The sequence below is a fragment of the Actinoplanes campanulatus genome (assembly GCF_014647795.1).
Lineage (GTDB): Bacteria > Actinomycetota > Actinomycetes > Mycobacteriales > Micromonosporaceae > Actinoplanes > Actinoplanes campanulatus.
Genome location: NZ_BMPW01000004.1, coordinates 1 through 25,870 on the forward strand (window position 1 = coordinate 1; position 25,870 = coordinate 25,870).

General features: G+C 70.1%; 28 protein-coding genes and 3 pseudogenes. 24 read left to right on the plus strand and 7 right to left on the minus strand.

The genetic code is table 11. The features are described 5' to 3' along the window. Positions 1 to 123: 123 nt before the first annotated feature. Positions 124 to 690, minus strand: coding sequence for a universal stress protein (locus tag IEZ13_RS08945; RefSeq protein WP_183220192.1), 567 nt, complete (start codon positions 688 to 690; stop codon positions 124 to 126). 299 nt (positions 691 to 989) lie between these two features. Between IEZ13_RS08945 and IEZ13_RS08950 the strand changes: the two genes are divergently transcribed. Then, positions 990 to 1,847, plus strand: coding sequence for a universal stress protein (locus IEZ13_RS08950; protein WP_183220194.1), 858 nt, complete (start codon positions 990 to 992; stop codon positions 1,845 to 1,847). A 389-nt stretch (positions 1,848 to 2,236) separates the two neighbouring features. Next, on the plus strand, positions 2,237 to 2,878 hold the full coding sequence (locus IEZ13_RS08955; RefSeq protein ID WP_183220196.1) for a response regulator: 642 nt from the start codon (positions 2,237 to 2,239) through the stop codon (positions 2,876 to 2,878). A 17-nt stretch (positions 2,879 to 2,895) separates the two neighbouring features. On the opposite strand, the gene IEZ13_RS08960 is transcribed toward IEZ13_RS08955, so the two are convergent. Further along, on the minus strand, positions 2,896 to 3,624 hold the full coding sequence (locus IEZ13_RS08960) for an ABC transporter permease (RefSeq protein ID WP_183220198.1): 729 nt from the start codon (positions 3,622 to 3,624) through the stop codon (positions 2,896 to 2,898). Positions 3,625 to 4,330: 706 nt separating this feature from the next. Between IEZ13_RS08960 and IEZ13_RS08965 the strand changes: the two genes are divergently transcribed. From IEZ13_RS08965 to IEZ13_RS46370, 10 genes and pseudogenes are all read left to right on the plus strand, one after another. Further along, a complete protein-coding gene (locus tag IEZ13_RS08965) occupies positions 4,331 to 4,594 on the plus strand; it encodes a metal-sensitive transcriptional regulator (protein ID WP_221245465.1) in 264 nt (87 codons plus the stop codon). 104 nt (positions 4,595 to 4,698) lie between these two features. Then, positions 4,699 to 5,007 carry a rhodanese-like domain-containing protein gene (locus tag IEZ13_RS08970; protein ID WP_183220204.1) on the plus strand — a complete coding sequence of 103 codons (309 nt, stop codon included), beginning with the start codon at positions 4,699 to 4,701 and terminating at the stop codon, positions 5,005 to 5,007. A gap of 30 nt (positions 5,008 to 5,037) precedes the next feature. After that, on the plus strand, positions 5,038 to 6,432 hold the full coding sequence (locus IEZ13_RS08975) for an MBL fold metallo-hydrolase (RefSeq protein WP_183220206.1): 1,395 nt from the start codon (positions 5,038 to 5,040) through the stop codon (positions 6,430 to 6,432). A 19-nt stretch (positions 6,433 to 6,451) separates the two neighbouring features. After that, the gene (locus tag IEZ13_RS08980) at positions 6,452 to 7,039 is read left to right on the plus strand and encodes a rhodanese-like domain-containing protein (protein WP_183220208.1); all 588 of its coding nucleotides are present in this window, start codon (positions 6,452 to 6,454) and stop codon (positions 7,037 to 7,039) included. A gap of 51 nt (positions 7,040 to 7,090) precedes the next feature. Continuing rightward, positions 7,091 to 7,867, plus strand: coding sequence for a sulfite exporter TauE/SafE family protein (locus IEZ13_RS08985; protein WP_183220210.1), 777 nt, complete (start codon positions 7,091 to 7,093; stop codon positions 7,865 to 7,867). 129 nt (positions 7,868 to 7,996) lie between these two features. Then, positions 7,997 to 8,368 carry a rhodanese-like domain-containing protein gene (locus IEZ13_RS08990; RefSeq protein WP_183220212.1) on the plus strand — a complete coding sequence of 124 codons (372 nt, stop codon included), beginning with the start codon at positions 7,997 to 7,999 and terminating at the stop codon, positions 8,366 to 8,368. Between the two features lie 50 nt (positions 8,369 to 8,418). Beyond that, positions 8,419 to 9,804 (plus strand): MBL fold metallo-hydrolase, encoded by a 1,386-nt coding sequence (locus IEZ13_RS08995; protein ID WP_183220214.1) that lies wholly within the window; start codon positions 8,419 to 8,421, stop codon positions 9,802 to 9,804. A 335-nt stretch (positions 9,805 to 10,139) separates the two neighbouring features. Next, complete coding sequence (locus IEZ13_RS46360) at positions 10,140 to 10,613, plus strand: prolipoprotein diacylglyceryl transferase family protein (protein ID WP_260179106.1); 474 nt, start codon at positions 10,140 to 10,142, stop codon at positions 10,611 to 10,613. After that, a complete protein-coding gene (locus tag IEZ13_RS47445) occupies positions 10,511 to 11,161 on the plus strand; it encodes a prolipoprotein diacylglyceryl transferase family protein (RefSeq protein ID WP_260179107.1) in 651 nt (216 codons plus the stop codon). The genes IEZ13_RS46360 and IEZ13_RS47445 overlap by 103 nt, the downstream gene beginning before the upstream one ends. Continuing rightward, positions 11,158 to 11,226 (plus strand): annotated as a pseudogene (locus tag IEZ13_RS46370) (hypothetical protein); the annotation flags it as partial. The gene IEZ13_RS47445 and the pseudogene IEZ13_RS46370, both read left to right, overlap by 4 nt. Positions 11,227 to 11,553: 327 nt before the next feature. Here IEZ13_RS46370 and IEZ13_RS09005 read toward each other — a convergent pair. After that, positions 11,554 to 12,393, minus strand: coding sequence for a universal stress protein (locus IEZ13_RS09005; protein ID WP_183220216.1), 840 nt, complete (start codon positions 12,391 to 12,393; stop codon positions 11,554 to 11,556). A 250-nt stretch (positions 12,394 to 12,643) separates the two neighbouring features. Here IEZ13_RS09005 and IEZ13_RS47835 point away from each other — a divergent pair, with 250 nt between their 5' ends. The 4 genes and pseudogenes from IEZ13_RS47835 to IEZ13_RS09020 all read left to right on the plus strand — a co-directional run bounded on the left by IEZ13_RS47835 (position 12,644) and on the right by IEZ13_RS09020 (position 15,987). Continuing rightward, positions 12,644 to 13,126, plus strand: a complete 483-nt coding sequence (locus IEZ13_RS47835) for a transposase (protein WP_372441854.1) — start codon at positions 12,644 to 12,646, stop codon at positions 13,124 to 13,126. 64 nt (positions 13,127 to 13,190) lie between these two features. Then, positions 13,191 to 13,367 (plus strand): annotated as a pseudogene (locus IEZ13_RS48200) (IS982 family transposase); the annotation flags it as partial. A 374-nt stretch (positions 13,368 to 13,741) separates the two neighbouring features. Further along, positions 13,742 to 14,554: a hypothetical protein gene (locus IEZ13_RS09015; RefSeq protein WP_183220218.1), complete on the plus strand. Its 813-nt coding sequence runs from the start codon at positions 13,742 to 13,744 to the stop codon at positions 14,552 to 14,554. Positions 14,555 to 14,994: 440 nt separating this feature from the next. Then, positions 14,995 to 15,987, plus strand: a complete 993-nt coding sequence (locus IEZ13_RS09020) for a ferritin family protein (protein WP_183220220.1) — start codon at positions 14,995 to 14,997, stop codon at positions 15,985 to 15,987. 138 nt (positions 15,988 to 16,125) lie between these two features. Here the strand turns inward: IEZ13_RS09020 and IEZ13_RS09025 are convergent, their stop codons facing one another. The 3 genes and pseudogenes from IEZ13_RS09025 to IEZ13_RS09035 all read right to left on the minus strand — a co-directional run bounded on the left by IEZ13_RS09025 (position 16,126) and on the right by IEZ13_RS09035 (position 18,177). Then, on the minus strand, positions 16,126 to 16,950 hold the full coding sequence (locus IEZ13_RS09025) for an ATP-binding protein (RefSeq protein ID WP_183220222.1): 825 nt from the start codon (positions 16,948 to 16,950) through the stop codon (positions 16,126 to 16,128). Positions 16,951 to 17,254: 304 nt separating this feature from the next. Next, positions 17,255 to 17,488, minus strand: a pseudogene (locus IEZ13_RS46375) (TusE/DsrC/DsvC family sulfur relay protein); the annotation flags it as partial. 104 nt (positions 17,489 to 17,592) lie between these two features. Next, positions 17,593 to 18,177, minus strand: a complete 585-nt coding sequence (locus tag IEZ13_RS09035) for a DoxX family protein (protein ID WP_183220224.1) — start codon at positions 18,175 to 18,177, stop codon at positions 17,593 to 17,595. 265 nt (positions 18,178 to 18,442) lie between these two features. Here IEZ13_RS09035 and IEZ13_RS09040 point away from each other — a divergent pair, with 265 nt between their 5' ends. Together IEZ13_RS09040 and IEZ13_RS09045 are read left to right on the plus strand one after the other, a co-directional pair. Continuing rightward, a complete protein-coding gene (locus tag IEZ13_RS09040) occupies positions 18,443 to 19,411 on the plus strand; it encodes an Acg family FMN-binding oxidoreductase (RefSeq protein ID WP_183220226.1) in 969 nt (322 codons plus the stop codon). Positions 19,412 to 19,539: 128 nt separating this feature from the next. Further along, positions 19,540 to 20,928 (plus strand): polysaccharide deacetylase family protein, encoded by a 1,389-nt coding sequence (locus IEZ13_RS09045; protein ID WP_183220228.1) that lies wholly within the window; start codon positions 19,540 to 19,542, stop codon positions 20,926 to 20,928. Between the two features lie 22 nt (positions 20,929 to 20,950). On the opposite strand, the gene IEZ13_RS09050 is transcribed toward IEZ13_RS09045, so the two are convergent. Beyond that, complete coding sequence (locus tag IEZ13_RS09050) at positions 20,951 to 21,526, minus strand: dihydrofolate reductase family protein (protein ID WP_183220230.1); 576 nt, start codon at positions 21,524 to 21,526, stop codon at positions 20,951 to 20,953. 86 nt (positions 21,527 to 21,612) lie between these two features. On the opposite strand from IEZ13_RS09050, the gene IEZ13_RS09055 reads away from it, so the two are divergent. From IEZ13_RS09055 to IEZ13_RS09080, 6 genes are all read left to right on the plus strand, one after another. Further along, positions 21,613 to 22,179 carry a TetR/AcrR family transcriptional regulator gene (locus IEZ13_RS09055; RefSeq protein ID WP_183220232.1) on the plus strand — a complete coding sequence of 189 codons (567 nt, stop codon included), beginning with the start codon at positions 21,613 to 21,615 and terminating at the stop codon, positions 22,177 to 22,179. Positions 22,180 to 22,261: 82 nt separating this feature from the next. Next, on the plus strand, positions 22,262 to 23,224 hold the full coding sequence (locus IEZ13_RS09060) for a hypothetical protein (protein WP_183220234.1): 963 nt from the start codon (positions 22,262 to 22,264) through the stop codon (positions 23,222 to 23,224). A gap of 106 nt (positions 23,225 to 23,330) precedes the next feature. Next, a complete protein-coding gene (locus tag IEZ13_RS09065) occupies positions 23,331 to 23,951 on the plus strand; it encodes a GNAT family N-acetyltransferase (RefSeq protein WP_183220235.1) in 621 nt (206 codons plus the stop codon). Positions 23,952 to 24,011: 60 nt separating this feature from the next. Then, positions 24,012 to 25,364 (plus strand): lysine N(6)-hydroxylase/L-ornithine N(5)-oxygenase family protein, encoded by a 1,353-nt coding sequence (locus tag IEZ13_RS09070; RefSeq protein ID WP_183220237.1) that lies wholly within the window; start codon positions 24,012 to 24,014, stop codon positions 25,362 to 25,364. After that, a complete protein-coding gene (locus tag IEZ13_RS09075; protein WP_183220239.1) occupies positions 25,361 to 25,615 on the plus strand; it encodes a phosphopantetheine-binding protein in 255 nt (84 codons plus the stop codon). Before IEZ13_RS09070 ends, IEZ13_RS09075 begins: the two co-directional genes overlap by 4 nt. Next, complete coding sequence (locus IEZ13_RS09080) at positions 25,612 to 25,833, plus strand: MbtH family protein (RefSeq protein ID WP_183220241.1); 222 nt, start codon at positions 25,612 to 25,614, stop codon at positions 25,831 to 25,833. Before IEZ13_RS09075 ends, IEZ13_RS09080 begins: the two co-directional genes overlap by 4 nt. Positions 25,834 to 25,870 lie beyond the last annotated feature (37 nt).

Below are 25,870 nucleotides of genomic sequence, written 5' to 3' on the forward strand. Positions count from 1 at the left end.
CAGCCCGGCGACCAGCAGCAGCGCCACCAGCGGGTCGGCCAGCTGCCGGCCGACCCGTCGTCGCCACCCGGTTCGTCATCGTGGTCGCCTCCTGACAGCGGCGTGCTTCCCGGAATCACCCGATCAGGAAGGGCCGATCACCCCACCTGTCGGCCGGTAGCCGACCAGCGCCAGCGGGCAGACGGTGTGCCCGATGAGCGCGCCGGTCGTGCTGCCGACCGGGTCCGCGGCGGCGCCCACCACCAGGAGCCCGGCGTGGTCGGCGAGCACACGGAGGGCGGTCCCGGGGTCCTCGTCGTGCAGGATCTGCCGTTCGGCCGCCGCCCTCTCGACGGGAGTGAGGCCGTCGCGCGCGGCCGCGGCCAGCATCAGATCGGCGTGGGCCGGCAATTCCGGGAGCAGCCGGAGGCCACCGATCTGCCGACAGTGGCCGGTCCAGACGTGCACCAGGCGCAGCGGGGCGTGCAACTCGGCGGCCCGTTCCCGTGCATAGCTCACCACGGCGTCCCGAAGGGAGTCCTCGGTGATCGCGGCGAGCACCACGTCGCCCGTTGGGGGCATGTCCGGGATCAGCTCGACGGCATTCCGGGCCGGGTAGGTCCGCAGCCGCCAGCGGGTTCCCGGTCCCAGCCGCATACGGATCGCCACGGCCAGCCGGTCCACCGGTGTGCCTGCCACCGTCGTGCCCATGAGCCACCTCCCCGGACCATCGCCAGATCGCTGTCGGCCCACTCGGCCGGGCGGCGGTCCACCGGCTGCCGGTGCCCGTCTTGACGACGGAGGGTCTGATGGCTCGAGGGCCATACCTCGGTCTCGTCCGGCAACCGGTGGGCTTCACCACCCGGCCGGGGGTGCCTGAAGCGTCGCGCGGCTGCGGCGCGGTGCCCAGAGCCGAAAGTCCCGACCGAGGTTCCCTCGGGTCAAACGGACCATGTGAACCTGCCGGCCGGCGGTGTCTCCCGCCCCAGCCGGGCGGTTACCTTGCGGATATGACCAGTGTCGTGTCGGTAGTGGAGAGGCTGCCCGTGGTGGTCGGCGTCGATGGGATGCCGGCCGACCTGCAGGTGGTGGATGTGGCCGCCGAGGAGGCGGCGTTCCGTGGAGTGCCGTTACACGTGGTGCACGCCTGGCCGGGCCGGCTGGTGACGTGGTCGCGGCACCGGGTCGCTGCGGACCAGCCGGACGGGCGTCACCTGTTGGATCTGGCAATCCGCCGGGCCCAGCTGGCGTACCCCAGCCTGATCGTCGGAACCCAACTGGTGGACGAGGGTGCCGCTGAAACACTGGTCCGCTGGTCGGCGCGGGCCGGTCTGCTGGTGGTGCGGCATCGCGATGAGGCCGGCCTCGGCCACGGCTGGGGCTCGACGGCGGCGTACGTGGCGCATCACAGCGTTTGCCCGCTGCTGGTCCACCGTGGCGCCGCGCCGCCGCGCGGACCGGTGGTGGTGGCGGTGTCCGGACGGCACACCGCTTCCCTGCGGTGCGCGTTCGAGGCGGCCGCCCGGGTCGGATGCGGCGTCACCGCCGTACACGTCAAGGAACCTGGCGTGGCGGGTGGCGACCATCTGGAAAAGGCGCTGGCCGAATGGTCCGGACAGTGGCCGCAGGTTCCGGTGGAGCGGCTGCTCATCGACGAGGACGAGGTGGCGTACACGATCGACCGGGCCTCGCACCGTTGCCGGCTCCTGGTGGCCGGCCGCGGCCGAAAGGGCTGGTCGGTGGAGGCCGTCTACAACTCCGGTGGGGTGGTGGGCGTTCGCCAGGTGTGTCCTGTACTGCTCGTGCCGCCGGGGTGGCCGGTGGCCGGCCGCGTACCCGCCTACGCCTCTCAGCCCGCCGCGCACTGACCGTCACCAGCCCTCACGGCGGGTGAGTCGTCCGCGTCCCTCAACCTTCGCGCCCTGCCGGAAGGATCCGGCAGGGCCTCTTCCCGCGGGAGGACCCGGCCGCGCCCGAGGGCGTGGAGGAAGAGCCCGAGGCCGACGGCAGCGACGCCGCGCCGACCACCCCTCGAGGGCGCGCTGGTCGTCCAGCTCCTGCACGGCGAGATCAGCCGGGCCCAGTACCAGGCGGTCCAGTCCCGGCTCGCGGCCCGCGACGACGAGCGCAACCCGCTGTCGGTGCCGGGCAACGACCGTCCGGACGCGTGCGCCTGAGTCCGCACCGATTCGTCGCCCTGCGCGCCGCGGGACGTGCCGCTTTGTGGTTCGCGACCCGGGACGGTAGGAAGACCAGCATGATTCGCGTATTCCTGCTCGACGACCACGAGGTGGTCCGGCGTGGTTTGATCGAGCTGCTTCAGGCCAGTGGCGACATCGAGGTGGTGGGTGAGTCGGGTTCGGCCCAGGAGGCGACCCGGCGGATTCCCGCGTTGCGGCCGGACGTCGCCGTGCTGGACGGACGGCTGCCGGACGGCAGCGGCATCGACGTGTGCCGGGACGTGCGGGCCGTGGACTCCTCGATCAAGGGACTGATCCTGACCTCGTACGAGGACGACGAGGCCCTGTTCGCGGCGATCATGGCGGGGGCGTCCGGATATGTGCTCAAGCAGATCCGCGGCAGCGACCTCGTCGACGCGATCCGCCGGGTCGCCGACGGGCAGTCCCTGCTCGACCCGGCGGTCACTCAGCGAGTGCTGGAAAGGATCCGCAACGGCGTGCAGCAGCCGCGCGAACTGGCGGCCCTCACCGATCAGGAGCGCAAGATCCTCGAACTCATCGCGGAGGGACTGACCAACCGGGACATCGCCGGCCGCATGTTCCTCGCCGAGAAGACGGTGAAGAACTACGTGTCGAGCCTCCTGGCGAAGCTCGGCCTGGAACGCCGCACCCAGGCCGCCGTGCTGGCCACCCGCCTGCTCCGCGAACACCCGCACTGAGGGTCCTTCTCGGCGGGTCACCCCGGGTCGCGGTGCGTCCCGAGACCGCGCCACCGGACGATCGCCAGGGCCAGTGCGGTCCAACCGGCCAGGATCGGCAGTGCCGTGGCGGGGACGGTGCTGCCGGTCGCGGCCGAGCCGGTGGCGGCGATCACCATTCGCAGCAGATGCCGCAGCGGGAACACGTCGGCAACCGTGGTCAGCCCTCCCGGCAGCGGTACGTCGCCCACCACGAAGATCTCCGAGATGAGGCAGAGCGGCAGCAGCGTGCCGAGGGTGACCGGGACGATCGAGCGCGCCGACGGTAGCAGGGCGGCGACCGCGAGACCGAGCGCCGCGAAGCACAGCGACCCGGCGACGATCGCCAGCAGCAGCGCCGGCAGGCGGGCCGCCTCCAGGCGTATGCCGAGGAAGATCGTGCCGACGACGGCGAGCACGGTTGCGGCGGTCAATGCGACGATCAGCGCCGCCGACACCCGGCCGGCGAAGTACCAGCGGAACGACAGTGGTGTCCCGAGCAACCGTTTGAGGGCGGTGCTCTTCGCATCCACTGCGGCGAGACTGTCTCTGATCGTTGCGACGACCCGCTCCGGCCATCCGGTCAGGTCGGTCACGCTTTGCTCGCGGATGGCGGCGGCTCCCTGCGCGTCGTCGCACAGCTTGTCCAGGTCACCGTTCGCGGCCTGCCAGGCCTGCGCTGCGCGTCGCGCCCGGGCGGCTTCGCTGTCACGCCGCGCGTCGTCCACGATCTGCTCTGCCTGCCGTCGCGCCTCGACGAGCCGGGTATCGGCGAGGTTTCGCGCTTGCCGACGGATCGCAGCGGCTTCTTTCTGTGTGCCCGACAAGGCTGCGAAAACCGGTGCCAGCTCAGCTCTGGCCGTAACCGGGGGATCGCCGGGAACGCCTGCCGGCCCGGGCTACCCGCGGGCCGGAACCGGGCGAGGAGATCGCGCGCACTGGACATGCCGGCCCGTGCCGCGGCGCTCCTGCGCGGCACGGAGGTCATGATGCGGCTCACCGCGCGGGCGCTGATCGCCCGCAGCGTCCCGGCCTCGCGGGTCCGGGTGTCGCTGGAACGCAACCCGCGCTGTGGGGTCGGCTGGTGCGGGCACTGCCAGTCTCCGGCAGGCCGGCCGCCAGGTCGATGACGAGGTCCTGGCGCACATATGGCCGGCCCACCACGAAAACGTGCACTTCTACGGCACCCACTCGGTCGACATCGACGGGGAACTCGCCCAGCTCGACGCCGACTGCTACCGGCCGCTGCGGCTACCCAATGTCGGAGCCGCCGGATAGCGGCACATCAGCAAGCCGCACACCTCACCTGTGTTCCTCCGGCCAGGTGCGATGCAGGTCACCATGGACGCGCAGCATACCCCTGGAGGTATATTGACTTCGCGATCCGGGTACCCCCTGGGGTATATTTCGCGGCGGAGGTGGGTAGCTGTGGAGATGAGTCCGGTGCTGCTCAAGGATGCGCTGACCCGGTTGAAGCGGGCGCAGGGGCAGCTCGGCGCGGTGATCGCGATGATCGAGAACGGTGAGGACTGCAGGCGGGTGCTCACGCAGCTGTCCGCGGTGTCCAGCGCCGTCGACCGGGCCGGCTTCAAGATCATCGCTACCGGCATGCGGGAATGCCAGACCGCCCGCCAGCGCGGTGGGGAGCCGCCGATGACCGAGGAAGAGCTCGAGAAGTTGTTCATGTCGCTGTCCTGAGTCGGGATCGCGCCCCTTCGAGGGGGTGCGATTTCAGCCCTGCTTCATGGCCGAACCATGCCTCTCATATACCCCCGGGGGTATGCACTGAATGGAGTGTTGAAATGACTATCAGCGAGATCTCGGTTGGTCAGCTGGGTGAAGACGGGTTCTCCGGCGTACTGCTCGACGTGCGCAGCCCGGGCGAGTACGCCGGCGGTCATCTGCCGGGTGCGGTGAATGTGCCGCTCGACGAGGTGGATGCGGTCGCCGCCCGGTATGCCGGGCAGGACGTGGTGACGGTGTGCCACTCCGGTGCCCGCAGTCTCGCCGCCGCCCGGCTGCTGTCCGCCGCGGGCGCCCGGGTGCAGTCGTTGGCCGGTGGCACCGAGGCCTGGCGGCGGTCCGGAAACCCGGTCGAGACCAGCCACTGACCAGCACAACAGACGAGGAGATGACCTGTGATGCCTGAGCTGAGTGTGGAGGTCGTGCAGACCTCGTCCCTGGGTGACCGCAGCTACCTGGCCCACGACGGGCGGGTCGCGCTGGTGGTGGACCCGCAGCGCGACATCGACCGGATCCTGGCTCTGGCCGGCCGGCTCGGCGTGCGTGTCACGCACGTCGCCGAGACGCATGTGCACAACGACTACGTGTCCGGCGGCTTGGCCCTGGCCCGGCTGACCGGTACGACGTACCTGGTGGCCGCGGACGACGAGGTCGGCTTCGATCGGCGGCCGGTGACCGACGGCGACGATATCGCGATATCGGCGGGTATGCGGCTGCGGGTGGTGGCCACGCCCGGGCACACCTTCCACCACCTGTCGTACGTGCTCGACGGCGCCGGCGGTCCGGTCGGGGTGTTCACCGGCGGGTCGTTGCTGTTCGGCACCACCGGCCGCACCGACCTGCTCGGTCAGCAGCACGCCCATACCCTGGCCGAGCACCAGCACGCCTCGGCGCGGCGACTGGCGGACCTGCTGCCCGACGGCGTGCGGGTGTGGCCGACCCATGGTTTCGGCAGTTTCTGCTCCGCGGCGCAGTCGGACGCGCCGGAGTCGACGATCGGCCGGGAACGCAGCGCCAACCCGGCGCTGCGGTTGGAGGCCGGCGACTTCGTCCGCGAGACCCTGGCCGGCCTGGACGCGTACCCGGCGTACTACGCGCACATGGGCGCTCGCAACACCGCCGGCGCCGGCCTGATCGACCTCACCCCGGTTGTGGTCGCCGACCCGGCCGAGTTGGCGGCCCGGATCGCCGACGGAGAGTGGGTGGTCGACCTGCGTTCGCGCAAGGCGTTCGCGCACCGGCACCTGACCGGCACGCTCAGCTTCGGCCTGGACGGTCCGATGTCCACCTGGCTGGCCTGGATGGCCCCGTGGGGTGCGCCGATAACCCTGCTCGGCGACGACCCGGAACAGGTGGCGGACGCGCAGCGCGAGCTGGCCCGGATCGGTATCGACCGGCCCGCCGCCGCGGCCGTCGGCAGCCCCGAGCAGTGGGCCGGCGGCGACGGCGCCCGCCTGACCCAGCTCACCACCGCCACCTTCACCGACCTGGCCGCCGCCCGCACCGGCGCCGCGCCGCACGGGCTGCCCACCGTGGACGTGCTGCTCGACGTCCGGATGAGCAACGAGTGGCGCACCGGCCACATCGACGGCGCCGTGCACATCCCGCTGCCCGACCTGCCCGCGCGGCTCGCCGACGTGCCTTCGGGCGCGGTGTGGGTGCACTGCGGTTCCGGCTATCGCGCCGCGGCCGCCGGCAGCCTGCTGCGGCGCGCCGGCAGGCAGGTCGTGCACATCGACGACGCCTACGCCGACGCCGCCAAGGCCGGCCTGTCCATCGTTTCCGGCATCTGAACAGGAGCACCAGCCCCACATGACCACGCCCACCGGCACCCCACCCGCCCTCGACGTCCCCGCCCTGCACCATCTGATCACCACCGGTCACGCGCCGCGGCTGATCGACGTTCGTACCCCGGCCGAGTTCGAGACCGCGCACATCCCCGGCTCCTACAACGTGCCGCTCGACCTGCTGCGCGAGCACCGCGACGAGCTCCGTAACCACCTCGGCGAGCAGGTGGTGCTCGTCTGCCGTTCCGGGCAGCGCGCCGCCCAGGCCGAACAGGCGCTGGCCGGGGCAGGCCTGCCGAACCTGCGGGTGCTCACCGGCGGCATCGCCGCCTGGCAGGCCGCCCAGGCGCCGGTGACCACCGGCACGCCGCGCTGGGACCTGGAACGGCAGGTCCGCCTGGTCGCCGGCGGCATCGTCCTGACCGCGGTGCTCGCCAGCACCCTGGCCGAACAGGTGAAATGGGTGGCCGCGTTCATCGGCGCCGGACTCTCGTTCGCCGCGCTGACCAACACCTGCGCGATGGGTATGCTGCTGGCCAGGCTGCCCTACAACCGCGGCCCGCGCACCGACCTGGACCAGGTCGTCACCGCCCTGACCGGCGACCGGCGGTAGTCCGGTGCTCTGTCACCGCAGCATTTGCCACCGACCGGGACGCGACCGATCATGATCGCCGCTGTCGGACTCGGCGCTCTCATCGGGATCCTGCTCGGCCTGCTCGGCGGCGGCGGCTCGATCCTCGCCGTCCCCGCCCTCGTCTACGGCGCCGGCCTCACCCTGGCCGCAGCCGTGCCCACCTCCCTGCTGGTCGTCGGGATCTCCTCGGCCACCGCCCTGCTCCCGCGACTACGGGCCGGGCTGGTGCGGTGGCGCATCGCCGCCATCGTCGGCGGCACCGGCGCCGCCGCGGCCTTCGCCGGCGCCGCCGTCAACCGGCTCCTCGACCCGCGCCTGGTCCTGGTCGGCTTCGCCGCCCTGATGGTGCTCGCCGGATGGCGGATGCTGCGCGGCACCGACGACTGCGGTGGCGACTGCGCCCTGCCCGGCGGCGGCGTCAACTGGCGCGGCTGCCTCCCGAAGTCCATCGCCGCCGGACTGGGCGTCGGCTTCCTGACCGGGCTGTTCGGCGTCGGCGGCGGCTTCCTGATCATTCCGGCCCTGGTTCTGCTGCTCGGGCTGAGCATGCCCGCCGCGGTCGCCACCTCACTGGTCATCATCGTGGTCAACTCGGCCGCCGGGTTCGCCGCGCACGCCGGCGACACGGCCATCGACTACCGCATCGCCGCGGCGTTTACCCTCGCCGCCATCACCGGCTCGCTGGCCGCCGGCCGCCTCGCGACTCGGCTGCCCACCCAGCGGCTGCAACGCGCCTTCGCCTGGCTCGTCTTCGCCATCGCCGCGTTCGTCGCCGTCCAGGCGAGCGTCAACCCCGTCACCACCTGAACGCCCTTCCGGAGGAGTCCTGGAGCGGCTGCGCACACCACACCCATCACCCTCAGATACCCCCTGGGGTATCCGAATGGACAGGTGCCCGCCCACCTTCCACACCACTGAACTTCACGAGGAGATCCGATGCCCGTAGCCGCACTGCTCACCAAGCTGTTCCGCAAGCCGTACCGGTCCGTGGACCCGCAGCAGGCGGCCGCGCTGATCGCCCACGGTGCGGTGCTGCTCGACGTGCGCGAACCGGCCGAGTGGCGCGCCGGACACGCGCCGCAGGCCCGGCACATCCCGCTCGGGCAGCTCGCCGACCGGCTCACCGAGGTGCCCGCCGACCGGCCCGTGATCACGGTCTGCCGGTCCGGGGCCCGCTCCCGGCAGGCCGCCGCCCTGCTCGCCCGTCAAGGCCGGCAGGTCCACGACCTCACCGGCGGCCTGCACGCCTGGGCCGGCACCGGGATGCCGCTGCAGGCCAAAGGCGGCCGCCCCGGCCGCCTCACCTGACGCCCCACAACCAGAACCGACCCCATCCCGCCGACCGAAGGAAAAAGATCATGCGGTTCACGCAGTACTACCTCGACTGCCTGTCGCAGGCTTCATACCTGATCGCCGACGAGACCACCGGCCGGGCCGTGCTCGTCGACCCCCGCCGCGACATCGGCGAATACCTCGTTGACGCCCGCACCCACGGCCTGACCATCGAGGGCGTCATCAACACCCACTTCCACGCCGACTTCCTCGCCGGACACCTAGAAGTCGCCGCCGCCACCGGCGCCTGGATCGGCTACGGACAGCGCGCCGACACCGAATACGAGATCCGCAAGCTCACCGACGGCGAACGCGTCAGCCTCGGCGACGTCACCCTGCAGGTCATGGAAACCCCCGGCCACACGCCCGAGTCGATCAGCGTACTCGTCTACGAACACGCCACCGACAGCACGCCCTACGGCGTGCTCACCGGCGACGCGCTGTTTATCGGCGACGTCGGCCGCCCCGACCTGCTCGCCTCCGCCGGCGTCACCGCCGACGAACTCGGCCGCATGCTCCACGACAGCGTCCAGCACAAACTCATGGCCCTGCCCGACGAGGTACGGGTGTTCCCCGCCCACGGCGCCGGATCCGCCTGCGGCAAGAACCTGTCCACCGAACGGCAGTCCACCATCGGCGAGCAGCGCCGCACCAACTACGCCTGCGCCCCGATGAACGTCGACCAGTTCCTCACCCTGGTCACCGCCGGACAGCCCACCGCACCCGGCTACTTCGCCTTCGACGCCGCCCTCAACCGCCAGGCCCGCGACCTGTTCGACCACGACGTCGCACCGCGGGCGCTGACGACCAAAGAGTTCGCCGAAGCCCGCACCGCCGGCGCCATCGTCATCGACGCCCGCGACCCGCACGAGTTCGCCGCCGGACACCTGCGCGGCGCGCTGAACATTCCGGCCGACGGCCGGTTCGCCGAGACCGCCGGCACCGTCGCGCAGCCCGGCGACACGCTGCTCGTAGTTGCCGACCCCGACCGTGCCGAGGAGATCGTCATCCGCCTCGCCCGCATCGGCTTCGACCGGGTCCTCGGCTACCTGTACGAACCCGAGACCACCCTGCCGCAGATGGAAGCCGACCTCACCCGCGCCAGCCGCGTCACCGCCGCCGACCTGCGCACCGCACTCGACAGCCCGCAGCCACCCGTGGTCCTCGACGTCCGCGGCGCTGGCGAACGAGAACAGGGCGCCATCGACGGCTCGGCGCACATCCCCCTGCCCGAACTGCGGTGCCGCATCACCGAAATCCCCACCGACCGGCCGGTCGTCGTGCACTGCGCCGGCGGCTACCGCTCGTCGGTCGCCGCCAGCCTGCTCCGCGCCACCGGCCACCCGGACGCCTCCGACCTGCTCGGCGGCTACGCCGCCTGGCAACTGACAGTCGCACCCTCCGCCGTCTGACCTGCCACCAGCACGCCTTCCCCGACGTGCCGTCGCCGTCCGCGCTACCTACGGACGGCGACGGCACCGTTTACCGGCGCCCTCATGGACTCCAGCGGCGTCCGGCCCGGGAACGACGGGTGCCGTGCCATTCGCCTGACGTCCCGGGCCGGCACCAAACGCGCCCTGCCGCCGATCACAGCTCGGACGTCGACATCACACATCACCGCACAGGACACGTTCGGCCGTGCCACCGGCCAGTCCGGCCGCACCTGTCTTAGCGCCAACCGCGGCAGCCCCGAGAACTGCGGCCCCGGATGAGGACGCGAAGACTTACCAGCCCGGACGCCGCGCTCATGAGGCCGCCGTCGATACTGAGCAGTGAAATATCGCTCCCGGTGACCGGGATCGGCGGATACCGCGTCAGCGCGGGTGGAGGAACCGATGAGTCTTGCCTACCTGCCCAGCCCGTCGCGGGGGTCTGGCATCTAGGCCCGTTCCCGGTGCGGGCGTACGCGCTGTGCATCCTCCTAGGCATCATCGTGGCAGTTCTGATCACTCAGCGCCGCCGGGTCGCGCGGTCGGGTAAAGCCGCGGATGTCACCGATGTCGCAATGTGGGCCGTACCGTTCGGCATCGCCGGTGGACACCTCTACCACGTGAACACCGACCCACAGTTGTACTTCGCGCAAGGTCGTAACCCCATCGCAGCCCCGTACATCTGGCAATGTGGTCTCGGGATCTGGGGAGCCGTTGCTCTCGGGCCGTCGGGACCTGGATCGGCTGTCGCCGGCGCGGCATCTCCCTGGCCGCGTTCGCCGGCGCGGTGACACCGGGACTCGTCTTGGCCCAAGCGATCGGCCGGTGGGGCAACTACTTCAACCAGGAGCTCTTCGGCGGCCCCCACCGTGCCCTGGGCGCTGCTCAACAATGCCGAAACCGTCCCACCGAAACCCACGACATCGCCCTCTACCACCCGACTCTTTTGTACGAGTCGCTGTGGTGCGTAGGGGTCTTCCTCCTGCTCATCTGGGCTGAGAAACGATTCCGGCTCACCGGCGGCCGCGTCGTCGCGCTTTACATCGCCGCTTACACCCTGGGACGGGCCTGGGTAGAGTCGTTGCGGGTCGACGACGTCAACCGGCTCGCCCGCTCCCTGCAAGACCTGATCACCCTGACCGTCGAGCTGCGCCGGCGCGGCATCGGCTTCAAGAGCCTGCACGAAGCCCTCGACACCACCACTCCGGGCGGCAGGCTGGTCTTCCAAGTCTTCGCCGCGCTGGCCGAGTTCATCCGCGAGCTGATCATCGAGAACGCCCGCGACGGCGTCACCGCGGCCAAGGCCCGCGGCCATTGCCTCGGCCGGCCTCGGCGATGACCCCGGAGCAGATCGACCACGCCATCGCGCTGCTCGCCCAGCCGAAGGCCAGCGTCAAGGCAATCGCCACCCTGCTCGGCGTGTCTCGCTCCACCCTCTACACCCGCGCCGCAGCTCGCCGCGATCCGCGCCAAGGCCCGCACCGACACCGCCGCCGCGGTGCCCGCACCGCGGCCGCCGATCACCCGCGATCCCGGCCCCTGGTGGGAGCAGGGCGACTTCGCCCTCGACCACAACCACGCCGGCCGCCGGCTGACCCAGGCCGGCTCGACGTACGCATCACCCAGCTCAGTCAATGGTGTCACTGGAATCAGCACCATGGTCACTCAAGCGCTGCCACACCGGTCCCGCCACGATCTGCGAGCCGTCACATCTTCCCCACCTCGGTGTTCCTAACGGCTGCTCTGCGCCGTCTCGCGCAGGGGTGGCCGGGCCGAACAGGCCGCGTGGCCCCGTACGAGCGCGACCGGCGCGGAGGAGTGGTGCAGCAGCGTCTGCGCCACCCAGCCCAGCAGGCCGGCGTAGGGATGCCGGCCCCGGGCGCCCACTACCACCAGGCCCGCACCCTGTGCCGCCGTCCGCAGGGCCGTGCAGGGATCGTCCTCGACGACCCGGACACACGCCCGGAGGCCGTACCGGGACTCGAGCGGGCCGACGGCCGCTAGGAGCGTGGCCCGCGGGTCCTCCTCCCCGTCGCGATCCCAGGCCCGTACCACCATCAGACCGGCGTCCCGCCCGGCCGCGCTGTCGAACGCGAACTCCAGCGCCTGCTCCGCGGTGGCCGACGCGTTCACGCCCACCACGACCGGGCCCGCCTCCGGGGCCGCCGCTGGGGTGACCAGCACGGTCCCGGCCGCCCGCGCTGCCACCTGCACGGTGAGGGCCTCGAGCGGCAGGCAGGTGCGATCGTGCAGCCCGCCGTCGCCGATCACGGTCAGCGCCGCCACCCGGGACCGGCTCAGCAGCCCGGCCTCGGCGGAACCCTCAAACAGGCGCGTTTCGATCGGTACGCCGGGTGCGGCGTCACGCGCGTCGGCCACCGCCCGCTCCAGCAGTTCCTCCCGCCCGAGCCCGCCCTCCGGGGCGATCGCCGGTTCCCAGTTGAAGGCGTGCACCAGCTCCAGGCGGCAGCCGCGCCGCGCGGCCTCTCGCGCACCCGTCCGGACCGCTTCCCTGCTAGCGGGTGAGTCGTTGACTCCGGCGACGATCAGGCCGGTCGGTTCGGCATCCATCTGACGTCCCTTCCGCTCGTGTGCTGTTCCTCACCCTCAACTCTGCTGCCACACCAGCCATCGTGACAGGGCCGTTGAGACCCTTGTCCCTCCCGGGCGCCGCAGCGTCCGGCACGGACCGCTGCAGGTGGAGGTGTTTGTGATGTGTTCCTCGTGCCGACCACGGTCGGGCTGATCGTCACTTCGGTGCTGTATGTCGTGTCCGGGCCCGAAGCTACCGAGCAGGACCAATAGCCGGTTCACGGTGCCGATGGCCGGTTCGCCGGGATTCGAGCGGCAGGCGGCAAGGTCGCCCCATCTCGATTCCGGTTGCGTGAGGACAACCGGCAGGCTATCCGGTTCACCAGGAACTCGCGGTTCAAGGTGCTCGAAAAACGGCCGGCTGAGGCTGCCGAAGATCGGCGACGTGGTGGTTCGCTGGTCGCGGTCGTTGCCGTCGGACCCGTCGAGCGTGGCGATCATCAAGGACGCGGCTGTCGGACGGCACGAAGATCGCCGCGCCGAGGTTTCTGCGCCCTGCGGCCCGCAAGCTCAAGCGTTTCAGCAAGCCCTCTCCCGCAAGCAGGAGGGCTCGGCCAACCGCAAGAAGGCCGTCGTCAAGGTCGCTCGCGTTCATGGCCGGGTGGCCGCCACCCGGCGGGACTGGCAGCACAAACTGTCCACGGCGATCATCTGCGAGCCAAGCGGTGTACGTCGAGGATCTGTGCGTCGTCGGTCTAGGCTAGATGGTTGAGTCCTAAATCCGGTCAGGGCGTGTGTGGGCGTATCGAAGTAGGGCAGGGTGTCGTTGTCGGCTCGTGACTGCTGACATCAACACCCTTCTGACCGCACTGTACGTGTTCGTTGACGATCATCTGGTTCCGCGAGGTCCGCGGTGACGGGGTCGTCCGCAACGGTTGTCCGACGCCGAGCCGGTCAGTCTGCTGATCGCGCAGGTGTTGCTCGACTTCCCTCGGGGCCGGCACTGGATCCGCTAGGCCCACGCTCGCCTGCGGGGTCTGTTCCCGTGCCTGCCCAACGGGGACGTCAAGGGCGCCGCCCTCGAGCGCTCCCATCCGGTCGTCCACCACGCGGAACCCACGGCCCCATCCTCGGCGCCCGCCCTCCGCTGAGCCACTCGCCCGTTGCCGCCCGCACGGCAGTGGGGCGTTCTGCTTCCTGTACCACACCGAGAACCGACCTACGCAGGATGAAATAGTCCCATGATCAAATCAGGCGTACCGGAACAACGGCGGGGCCGTGGAGCGTCTCCCAGTTACTAAATGCCTGACCAAAGACAATTGAGCTGATCCGCCCAGCGATTTCCATTCACCCAAGGCCCGGGTATATATCGTTTTATGGTGGGATCATGAAGACGCATCTGAAAAGAGTTGCTGCCGGTTTTTCGGCTGCGCTCGCCATTTCCTTGGGAACCGTCGCTCCGGCCGAGGCGGCCGGCATCACCGGCACCCCGGCCTCCGCTGCCGCGGCACAACCGGATATGGACCCACAGCAGTTGGAGGAAGCCCTGCTGACGGTGGCCGACCTGCCACTGGGATACCGACAGCTAGACTTCCCCGCTGTGCTGCTCGATGCGGTATTCCACCCGCACGACTCCACCGAGACGCTGTGGACGGCTTCGCAGATGACGAGATCGGGCACCCTCCGGCCGACGGGCAGGAACGACGCGCCGGCCGCCAGCAGCCGGCTCGGCAAAGCGGCCACCGGCCGCCACGTGACACCGATGCAGATAGGCGCGTTCATGCAGGGCGAGACGGGGCCGGTGCTGATACAGAAAATCGTCGCCACGGGCGAAGAAACCGCCCAGGAGGTGATCGACACCATAGAGAGTATGCGCGAATGCTGTCAGGTCATCACGTCCGACGATCTCCGGATCACGCTGTCCGAGCTGCCGATGCCGCGGTTCGGCGACGCGTCGGTCGCCATGTCGATGACTCTCACCGTCAAGAACAAGGACTTCGACCTCACGCTCCGGGGCAACATGGTCGCATTGGCCTACGGCGACGTGTACGAGCAACTCGTGCAGGTCGGCGCACCGGAGACAGCGAACGACGCACAGTTCACGAGGATTGCCGGAATGGCGTTCGACAAACTCATGGACGCATACGAAATCGATGACAGCTTCCAGCCGGACGGCCCGGCACCGATTGCCGTGAGTTGATCTGCTCATACCGTCGACCGGAACCGGCGTGCGCACGCCGGTTCCGCACCGGTACCACACCACCGGCCAAGATTGACTACCGCGGAGGCTGGCGGAACCTCGGCAACCCACTCGACGATCGTCGTGTAGGAGCGTTAGCCGTCTTGCTGCCACCGGCTGCGGCGCTCCCACCCGGAGCCACCCAAGCCGGACAACCTAACGACTTTGCCGGGCCCTGGACACTTCATATGGTGTGACGGTCCACTAATTCAGACCGTGACCAGCATCTATCAAACTCCCAATAACCTTGCCGGGTCCTCGCCGCCATGGATGGCGTCCGGGTTCCGACGGAACGCGCCGCCCGCTGTTCTAAAAGCCATTTTCACAAGTGTTGCACGGGCAGTCGATATGAATGATTAGAATGTGGCCGTCACAAAACATTCTCATAAAGGGGGATTCTTATGCGCGCGCAATCCGCGCTCGGGGCCGGGCTCGCCGTCACCATGATGCTCTGGGCACCCACAACAGCGCATGCGGTCAGCAACAGCCACGAACCGGGCATCAGTTCAACCACCAGAACAGACGCGATGGCCGCGATGCACGACGAGGCGTACGCGTACCTGACATACCGCGTCTACGCTGCCGAAGCGACGCGAACCAAGCTGGGCGCGGTGGCGAGACTCTTCCGCGAGGTCGCACGGCAAGGCCGATACGAGCATTTCGCCGATCTGGCACAACTCACCGGCCTGGTGCGCGGCGACGTGGAGAACCTCGCCGACGCCATCACCGGGGAACACTACGAGGCGACCGTTATGTACCCGTCGTACGCCAAGCAGGCGCGACGTGACGGCTGCACCGCGGCGGCGGAGTTGTTCACCGAAATCAGCGGCGACGAGGCACGCCATGCAGCGTGGTACACCTCTGCCCGCGACGCGCTTCTCGACCCGAACCACGATCAGTCCTACCCGATCGGCAACCGCCTGCCCGCCAGATCGATTCCCGCCGGACCGCCGCGCTGCGCCGGCCAGACGCTGGCCAACCTGAAGAACGCGATGCACGGCGAAGCGCTCGCCAGCCTCAAGTACGAGTTGTACGCCCAGCACGCCCGCTCTACCGGCCACCCGAGGTTGGCGCAGCTGTTCACGAACGCAAGCACTCAGGAACACAACGAGCATTTCGCAGAGGAAGCCGCCCTCGCCGGCTTGGTGCAATCCACGCGGGATAACCTCCGCACGGCCTTGGCGGGCGAGCAGGGCCGAGCTACGACTAGCTATCCCACCTACCGCGACCGGGCGGCGCAACATGGTGACATCGGCGCCGCGCGGCTGTTCGACGAACTGGCCCATAACGATGCGAAGCACTCGTACCGGTTCACCGCCGCCCTAGCTGAACAATGCTCGACGAGCACGTCCGTCATCAGTGATCACGACCGGAACACCTGCTCGGGACACTAGATGGTTAGTCCTAAATCCGGTCAGGGCGTGGGTGGGCGTATCGAAGTAGGGAAGGGTGTCGTTGTCGGCTCGTGACTGCTGACATCAACACCCTTAATGGTCGCCTATGACTGCCGGTGGGTCGCGGGACCGAGGCGATCAGGCGGGCGGAAATCGCGCCGGGCGAGCGGGTGAACCCGTTTCCCCGCACAAGACCGCCCAAACGACCTTGCCGGTGGGAGTGGGCAAGGTTCCCCATGCCCGTACGAAGGCGTCGACGATGCGTAGTCCGTACCCGCGTTCACCGGACCCGCACCCCGACGGTAGACCGTGGGACGTCAGATGGGGCTGCCGCGGATCGCCGTCGTAGACGGCTACGCGAAGTTGGCTGGCTCCATGGGCGGCGCCGCGCCGCAGTGGCCCGAGCCGGGTGACCACGAAGTCGATGCGGGTGCCGGCATGCTCGACGGCGTTGGCAACGAGTTCGGAGACCACCAACCGGGCGCTGGGAAGCAGCGGCTCCATAGCCCATTCCCGGCACGCGGCGGCGACGACCTCGCGGGCCGCGGCGGGGGCGACGGGCTCCGGGTGCAACCTCAAGTGGATCTGGTCGGTGAGGGGACGGCGACTCGCCAGAGCGGCTCGGGCCTGCGGGACATCGGCACAGAGGACGAGGCGGCTACGGACGCCGAGTCGTTTGAGCTTCACGGCCAGCGTCGATACCGCGGGAATGCAGGCCGCGACTGGCACCGGCGGGTCCAACTGTGCTGCCTGCGACTCGGCGGTCAGCCACAAGGGCGCGCTGCCCGCCGCGGGATCGTCGAGTCCCGACAGGTCGAACAGCAGACCGGCCGGATGTTGGGGCAGGGATTCGCGCAAGGCGTCGTGGGATCGCCGCCACAGGCGGCGATCCCAGGCGCCGGTCACCGAGATCTCCAGGATCGCGGTTCGGGGATCCAAACTGGTGGTGACGGAACATGACACGCCTACGCCCTCCGAACCGTTACGGGAAATGCCGCACCCGCGTGTCTCCGCTACCGGGCGTGCCGGTATCGGCGCCGATCCGCCGAGCGGCATGTCGATGTCGTGACTCTTCTCCGTCCGCTTCCTTGATCGCTCGGGCCCTTTCTCCCGAGGTCCCGGGCCAAAAGTCCTATTGAATCGGTAGTTGCCAATGAAATGGGTCGGGCATTCGGATACCTCTCTCAGCAGGGGAAGCCCTGTTGGCAGGCATAGAACCCTCGCCGGCGCGGCGTTTCGGACCGGGTTGCACATCGAACCGATTCCTTCAGCGACCCTGTCGCCGCCGGCTGCCGCAACCGTCCATCGAATGGCTGACAGTCGTCATCGCGTTCCTTGTCGTGGCCGGGGCGGCGATGTAGGCCATCTTCTTGGCCGGCTTCTGGGGGAAGAGCGCGAACAGTTCCTTGACCGGGATCCCGCCGACGACCGACACGCGGCGCAGCGTGGCGGTCTCGCCCTTGGCGGCGTAGTCGGCGCGCAGGAAGGTGAGCGCCTTCCATCGGTGCCCCAGAGCGCATCGACCGCTGTCGACGGGGCCTCTGGCCGGTACCACCGATGGCACGGACGTTGAGACCGTCCGTGCCATCGGTGGGAAAGCGGGGATCAGATCAGCCAGCGGTTGCGGTGCACGAACGGGAGCTTGGCCCACCAGCGGCCCAGGCCCCAGGTATGACCGGCGTAGGTGAGGGCGATGACGACGGCGGCGAGCCCGTAGAGGATGTGGTAATCCATGAACGGATTCGTGGAGTGGGTGGCCTCGCCGGCGGCGGTGGTCTGCGCCGGCGGGAACTCGGCGAACCACATGAGCAGCATCATCACGGCGGCGGCGCCGGCGGCGATACGCAGGCCGATGCCGAGGACCAGGGCGGCGCCGATGCCGAGCAGACCGAACATGAACAGCCAGTCGGCCCACGGCTGGCCGGCGATGTCGTTGAAGAAGCTTTGGAAGGGGCCGACCTCGACGCCGGAGAGGAAGCCTTTGGTGGGGGAGCCGCCGTTGATCCAGGCACGCTCTGTGGGGGTGGCGTATCCGAGGCCGAAGGTCTTGTCGGCAAATGCCCACAGAAAGACGAATCCGAGGCAGATGCGCAGCACCGCGAGGGAGCGGGCCGCGGTGTGGGTAAGCATCGAGCCGGGGGCGGGGGCGTGCTCGAGCGATGTGGCCGCGTCGCGGCCGGTAGCGGTCATGATGTCCTCCTCAATCACGAATCTCTATGGCCGACTATCCGCCGCCGGGTGACGGGCCGAATGAGCTGAAGGACCCGACCGGAAGGGGCCGAAAGACCCGAACGGCGGCCCGCCCTGAGCGCCCTGTGACCGGATCGTCCTCCTGATGCCTCCGCCCTGCTCATGGTCGTTTCGGGACGGCCTGGCGGGTGTCGTTCCGCCTCGGGTTCCCCGCCGCTGTGGCAGGCTGGGTGAGGTTGTGACGGGGCGCCGCCGGGAGGACACCATGACCGCTGACACGCAGACCCGTGACCTGCTGGCCCAGGCGGCGGGCGCCGCCCGTTACGCGCCGTCGGTCCACAACACCCAACCCTGGCGCTGGGTGGTGTACCCCGACCGCCTGGAGCTGTTCGCGGTGACCGAGCGGCAGTTGCGCTTCCAGGACCCGGACCAGCACATGCTGCTGATGAGCTGCGGCGCCGCGCTGCACCACGCCCGGGTCGCCCTGGACGCCGACGGCTGGGTCCATGAGGTCGAGCGTCCCGCCGCCGAGCCCCTCGCGATCATCCGGCCGCTCGAACGCCGTACCGCCGACCCGGCGGCCGTCCGCGTCCTCGACCAGCTGTCGCGGCGGCACACCGACCGCCGCACCATGAGCGACGAACCGGTCGACGTGAAGGTCCTCGACGCGTTCACCGCGGCCGCCGAGCAGGCCGGCGCCCGCCTGTGCCTGCTCAGCCGTGATCAGGTCATCGAGCTGGCCGTCCTGGTGGAGCAGGCGCAGAAGGCGGAGACCTCCGACGATCTGCTCCAGGCCGAGACCTCCACGTGGGTCGGCGGGGACCGCGCCGACGGCACCGGCATCCCGGACGGGAGCCTGCCCGCCGAACCGGCGCAGACCACCGTCGCGGGCCGGGACTTCGGCGTGACCGGCACCCTCCCGGTCGGGGCCGGGCACGACAGCGCCGTCACCTACGCGGTGCTCTACGGCACGGGCGACGAGCCGGCCGACTGGCTGCGCGCCGGCGAGGCGCTCAACGCCGTGTGGCTGGCCGCCACCGAGCACGGCGTGGCACTCACCCCGTTGAGCGGCCCGGTCGAGGTGGGTTTCACCCGGCAGCGGCTCGGCCACATGCTCGGTGGCGTCGGCACGCCGTACCTCGTGACGCGTCTCGGCATCGCCGACACCAGCGGCCCGGCCGCCGAGCCCACCCCGCGCCTGCCCGTCGAGCAGGTGGTCGAGATCCGCGACTGACCCCCGGCCGAAGGTCCCATTGGCCACCATCCATGTTTTGGGACGTTCGGCCTTGAACCTCCGCACACCACCGCCGCACGGTGGGGGTGTAGCGCGGGCACCCCCGCCCGTGCGCGGAGGTGATCCCTGTGGACGCAGGGCGCTCGACCCGGGTGACGCTGCGGACCGCGGTGCTCGCCCTTTCCCTTCCGGCACTCACTCTGACCGCCGCGCCGGCCGTCGCTGCCGACGTCACGCCCTACCGGGCGCAGGTCTTCACCCAGGGGTACGACACGAGCAAGGTCGCCACCCTCACGTTCGATCTGGACTGGCGCACCGGCACGGCTGACCAGATCGCGGCCAGTAGGGCGAATCTGGACACGGTGCTGCGCGTGTTCGCCGCCAACGGCATCATCGGCGGCTTCGGCATGACCGGACGGTTCGCCGAACAGAACCCGGCCGAGGCACGGAACATCGCCACCCAGGGTCACAAGATCATCAATCACAGCTGGAGCCACCCCGACTTCATGACCCTGACCCAGGCCCAGCGCTGGTCCCAACTGGACCGGACCGAGGCGGCGTTCCGAGCCGCGGGCGTCAGCTCGGCCGGCTGGTTCCGGGCGCCGTACCGGTCCGGGTACACGAACGCCGCCCTCAACCGCGATCTCGCGCTGCGCGGCTTCTACATCAACGCCGACTGGACCTTCGACACCACCGGCTACCAGGGCGCCGACTGGGCCACGGTGAGCGGCCGCATCGACCGCTTCCTCAAGCCCGGCGCGATCGTCGTCATGCACGTCAGCATCCCGTCCAGCGACCCCGGCAACCTGCAAAAGATCATCGACAAGATCAAGGGCCAGGGGTACGCCTTCGTGAGCCCCTTCCAGGCGGTCACCCGAGGCCCGATCCGGACGGCGTACCTGACCGCCGGCGGACAGTCCTCACTGGGCGCCGCCACCACCGGGCCGATGCAGGCCACCACGGCCGGCACCGAGGTCCAGTGGTTCCAGAAGGGACGGCTGTACCATTCGGCGGCGACCGGCGCCCACGCGGTCCGCGGCGCGATCCTCACCAAGTACCGCGCGCTCGGCACCGCCGGCTCCTTCCTGCGCTACCCGACCGCCGGCGAGCGGCCGGGTGCGGGCGGCGGCTGGTACAGCACCTTCCAGGGCGGCTCGATCTACTGGTCGCCGGCGACCGGCGCCCACGAGGTGCACGGCGCCATCCGTACCAGGTGGCTGGCTCTCGGCGGTGAGGGCGGCCATCTCGGCTACCCGCGCTCCGACGAGACGGCGGTCAGCGTGGGCCGGGCCGTGCAGTTCCAGCGCGGCAACGCCTACTGGAACAGCACCGACGGCGCCCACGTGGTCCGCGGCGGCATCCTGACCCGCTACCTCGCCCTCGGCGGCACCGGCAGCCGGCTGGGCCCGCCCACCAGCGACGAGTACGCCGTCGCAGTGGGCTGGCGCAGCGACTTCCGGCACGGTTCCCTGACCTGGAACAGCACCACCGGCACCATCACCGTCGTCTACCGCTGACCTCGACAGCCGGGCCGCGCCGTCACCCGGCGGTGGCCCGGTAGCGGAGCACGACCACGCCGCTGTCCAGTGGGGTCGCGTCGATCAGGCCGAAACGGTGTGGGTCGAATCCGGTGGTGGCGAGGGGGATGCCGGCGCCGGCCACGATCGGGTTCAGTTTGATGACCAGTTCGTCGACGACGGGCAGCAGTTGCCCGGCCAGGCTGCCGCCGCCGGCCAGCCAGATGTCGAGGCCGGGCTGCTGCTTGAGTTTGTCGACCAGGGCACGCGGATCGTCGGCCACCACCTGGACGGCCGGATCCGCCGAGGCCGGCAGCGTGCGGGAGAACACGAACTGCTTCAGATGCGCGTACGGCGAAATGATCCCGGCCTGTAAGGCCGGCTCGTAGGTGTGCCGTCCCATCAGCACCGTGTCGAACACGCGGTTCGGCCCCTCGACGCCCAGGGGGCCGCGCAGGTGGGTGGGCACGGTTTCCGGATATCGCGTGCTCATGAACGTGGTGACGTCGTCGTGGATCGTCATGAAGTCCCACGAGCCGTCGGGCGCGGCGATGAAACCGTCGATGGTGCTGGCGACGAAATAGACGAGCTTTCGCAAGATGACTCCTCGGTCGATCACAACCACTATGGCTGTCGTGGTTCGTAAACTACAACACCTGTAGTGGTTCCTGCTAGTGTCCGCGCATGGTCAGAAATCCGGAGCGCCGCCGCGCCCTCGCCGACGCCGGGCTGCGCGTGCTCGCCGCGAGCGGGGCCCGCGGGCTCACCCACCGCGCCGTCGACCAGGAGGCCGGGGTGCCCGCCGGAACGGCGTCGAACTACTTCCGGTCCCGCGACGCGCTGCTCGGCGCCCTCGGCGAGCGGATCATGGAACGGTTCGCCCCCGATGAGACGGTGGTCGCCGGCCTGGCCGCCCGCGAGCCGGGCCGAGAGTTGTTCGTCGACTACCTGCGCTACATCCTGGAGCGCACCACCCGGCAGCCCGATCTGACCCGGGCGCTGATCGAGCTGCGGCTGGAGGCGGCCCGGCGGCCGGGACTGTCCGAGATCCTCGGCGGCACGCTGCGGGCCGGCTTCCGCGACGACGTGGCGTTCCACCTCACCACCGGCCTGCCGGGCGGGGCCTTCGAGATCGCGCTGCTGCACTACGCGATGGACGGTCTGCTGCTGGACATGCTGACCACGTCGATCGGGGCGGACGCCGATCCGGACGAGGTGGTGACGGCCTTCGTGGACAGGCTCGTCTTCTGACGCCCCTGGGTCAGCGCCACCCCGTGACGGGACGGTACTGTCCCGGTGTGGCGTTGAGTTACCTTTCCGGGATGGCGTCGTAGTGGCGACGCCCGCCGGGCCCCCGGTCGACCCGGAGCAGCTCAGGGCGCATGCCGCCCAGCTCGACCGGTTGCGCGTGCGGCTCGGGCAGGTCCGGCTCACCGGACGGCAGATCGAGAAGGGCCAGACCGCTTTCGGAGCGCTCTGCGGCTGGATTCTCACCGGCCTGGGTGACCGCTATCAAAAACACGACGAGCTTCTGGCGTACGTCGAGGAGACGCTGGTCCTGACCGTTCGCGGTCTGCGTCGGGTGGCCGCCGGTGAGCAGCCGCTGGCCGAGATGGTGGGCCAGCCGGACGAGGGCTCCGCCGACGAGGACGCCCCGTCGGCCCCGGAGATCATCGACGGCGTGCTGGAGGCGGTCAACAGCCGCGATTGGGTGGAGCCGCTGCTCGCCGAGGCCGCCCCGGTCGCCGAGTTCGCCACCCCGGTGACCGGCATGTTCATGCTGCTGCGGACCGGTGGCCTGGAGTACGCGACCACGCATGTCGAACCGCTTCGCCGCCTGCTGGACGATCTCACCGGCACCCCGGAGGTGGTCGCCGACCAGGCCGGCCACTGGGACGTGATGGCCGGTGACCTGCGCCGGCTGGCGTCCGATCTGGAGTGGTGCCTGGCCGGGGCGTTCCCCGGGCCGGAGCGGCCGGACGCGCGCGCCTACCTGGACATCATGGCGAACAACGTGGAGGCGCTGCGCGGGCTGGCCGCGACCTCGACGGCCATGACATTGATCACCAGGTCGGCCGGTGACCTGATCCTGTTGGCCCGCGACATCGTGCGCGGCCTGATCGGCGACCTGTTCGCCCGGGCGAGCCTGTGGGTGATCGACAGTCCGGAGGTGGTGACCCGGCCGGTGCTGGTCGCGCGGCTCGCGAGCCTGGTCACCGCGGCGTGGCGGATCAACGCCTACGTCACCGCGCTGACCACCAGCATCGCGAATCTCTCGCGCAGCATCGACGGTTGATCGCGGGACTTTACCGTACGGGCGGGCGCGTTCCCTCCACGCCCCGGGCTAGGCGGACACACCCTCCAGCGCTTAGGTTAGGCGAACCTAAGTAAAGGGGGATCCGATGAGTGCGGAAACCTGGTCGGCGGAGTCCTTCCGGGAGCTGACCGACGGCCTCGACCCGGCCGTGGTCGCGGCCGGCCCACCGCCCGTCCCGAAACTGGACGGGCCCTGGCGGGTTCGGGTGGCCGACCCGGACGCCGGCGACGGCAAAGTGGTCGCCGACTGGATGGCACTGCCGCACGTGGACCTGTTCTGGGAGCAGAACTGGCCGGTCGAGCGGTGGGACGCGGTGCTCCGGCGGCAGCTCGCGGGGGCGTGCACGCTGCCCCTGATCGCCGCTCGCGACGGGGCGGACCTGGCCTACCTGGAGGTCTACCGGACACCGCGCGACGTGGTCGGCCGGTACTACCCGGCGGAGCCCTACGACCTGGGCGTCCACATCGCCGTCGGGCCGCTCGAGGCGACCGACCGCGGTCTCGGCCGGGAGTTGATGGCGGCGCTGGTCGACGGCCTGTTCGCGGCCGACCCCCGGTGTCCGCGGGTGGTCGCCGACCCGGACGCCCGGCACGCCATGGCATGCCGGATGTTCGCCGCCGCGGGTTTCGAGCCGCTCGTCGAGGTCGATCTGGGGCACAAGTGTGCCGCGCTCATGTCGCATCCACGACCCGCTTTACGTGCCTGAAATTGTTAGGTTAGCCTAACCTCCGCACGGCAGTGCCGCTCCGCTCGAAAGGGCCTGACCTTGAATCCCTCCGACTCCACGGTGTACGACCTGGTCGGCATCGGTTTCGGACCGTCCAACCTGGCCCTCGCCATCGCCGTCGAGGAGCACAACGCCCGGTGCGCCCGTCTCGAGGACCGCATCGAGGCCGTCTTCCTGGAGAAGCAGGAGGAGTTCGGCTGGCATCGCGGGATGCTGTTCGAGAACGCGACGATGCAGGTCTCCTTCCTCAAGGACCTGGTCACCATGCGCAACCCGGCCAGCGACTTCAGCTTCGTCTCCTACCTGCACGCCCACGACCGGCTCGCCGACTTCATCAACTACAAGACGATGTACCCGCTGCGGGTCGAGTTCCACGACTACCTCAGCTGGGCCGCCGGCCGGATGAAGAACAGCGTGGCGTACGGGCACACGGTCACCGACGTCATTCCGGTCACCGGCCCTGACGGCCAGGCCCGCGCGGTCGACGTGATCGCCCGGCACGCCGGCGGCACCCGCGTCGTGCGGGCCCGCAACGTGGTCGTCGCCGCCGGCCTGGAAGCGGCCATGCCACCGGAGGTCACCGCCTCCGAGCGGGTCTGGCACAACCTCGACATCCTGCACCGCGTCGAGACGTTCGAGGTCGCCGAACCCCAACGGTTCGTGGTGGTCGGCGCCGGCCAGAGCGCCGCCGAGACGGTCGCCTTCCTGCACGAGCGCTACCCGGCCGCCGAGGTCTGCTCGGTCTTCCTCCGGTACGGCTACAGCCCCGCCGACGACAGCAACTTCGCCAACGGCATCTTCGACCCGTCCGCCGTGGACCTCTACTACGGCGCCCCGGACGACGTGAAGCGGATGCTGTTCGACTACCACCGCAACACCAATTACTCGGTGGTGGACGGCGACCTGATCACCGAGCTGTACCGCAAGGCGTACGGTGAAAGAATCCTGGGCCGCAACCGGCTCCGCATCCTGAACGCCTCCCGGGTCACCGGCCTGAAACCGCGCCCCGACGGCGTCGAACTGGTCGTCGAACACCTGCCCACCGGCGAGTTGACCGAGCTGAGCGCCGACGCCGTCGTCTACGCCACCGGCTGCCGCCCGGTCGACGCCGCGACACTGCTCGGCGCGACCGGCCCGCGGTGCCGGCGCGACGACGAGGGCCTGCCGCGCATCGGCCGCGACTACCGGCTCGTCACCGACCCGGCCCTGCACGCCGGCGTCTACCTCCAGGGCGCGACCGAGCACACGCACGGCATCACGTCCTCCCTGCTGTCCGCCGTGGCGGTGCGATCCGGCGAGATCGTCGCGTCGGTCGCCGCCCGGCTCGCCGATCGCCACCCCGTCCCGGCCGCCGAGCCGTGGACGCTCGTCACCTCCGGAGACCGACAATGACCGCCCCGCTGCCCACGTCCGCCGCCGAACTACAGGCGCAGATCGCCGAGGTCCTCGAGGAGCCGGCCGACAGCTTCGGCCCCGACGACGACCTGATCGACGTCGGCCTCGACTCGATCCGGCTGATGACCCTGGTCGAGCGCTGGCGCTCCGGCGGCGCCCGCCTCGATTTCGCCGACCTCGCCGAGGACCCCACCGTCAACGGCTGGTGGGCGCTGCTGACCGCCGCGCGGCAGGAGGCGGTCCGATGAGCACCAACCCGTTCGAGGACGACGACGCCACCTACCTGGTGCTCGTCAACGACGAGAACCAGCACTCGCTGTGGCCGTCGTTCGCCGAGATCCCGGCCGGGTGGACGGTCGCCCACCCGGAGGACTCCCGCGCCAACTGCCTGGAGTACGTCGAGAAGACCTGGACCGACATGCGCCCCGCCAGCCTGATCCGGGCCATGGACACCCCGTCCGCCTGAACCGCCACCTGACACGACCCGCCGTCCTTTCACGGCG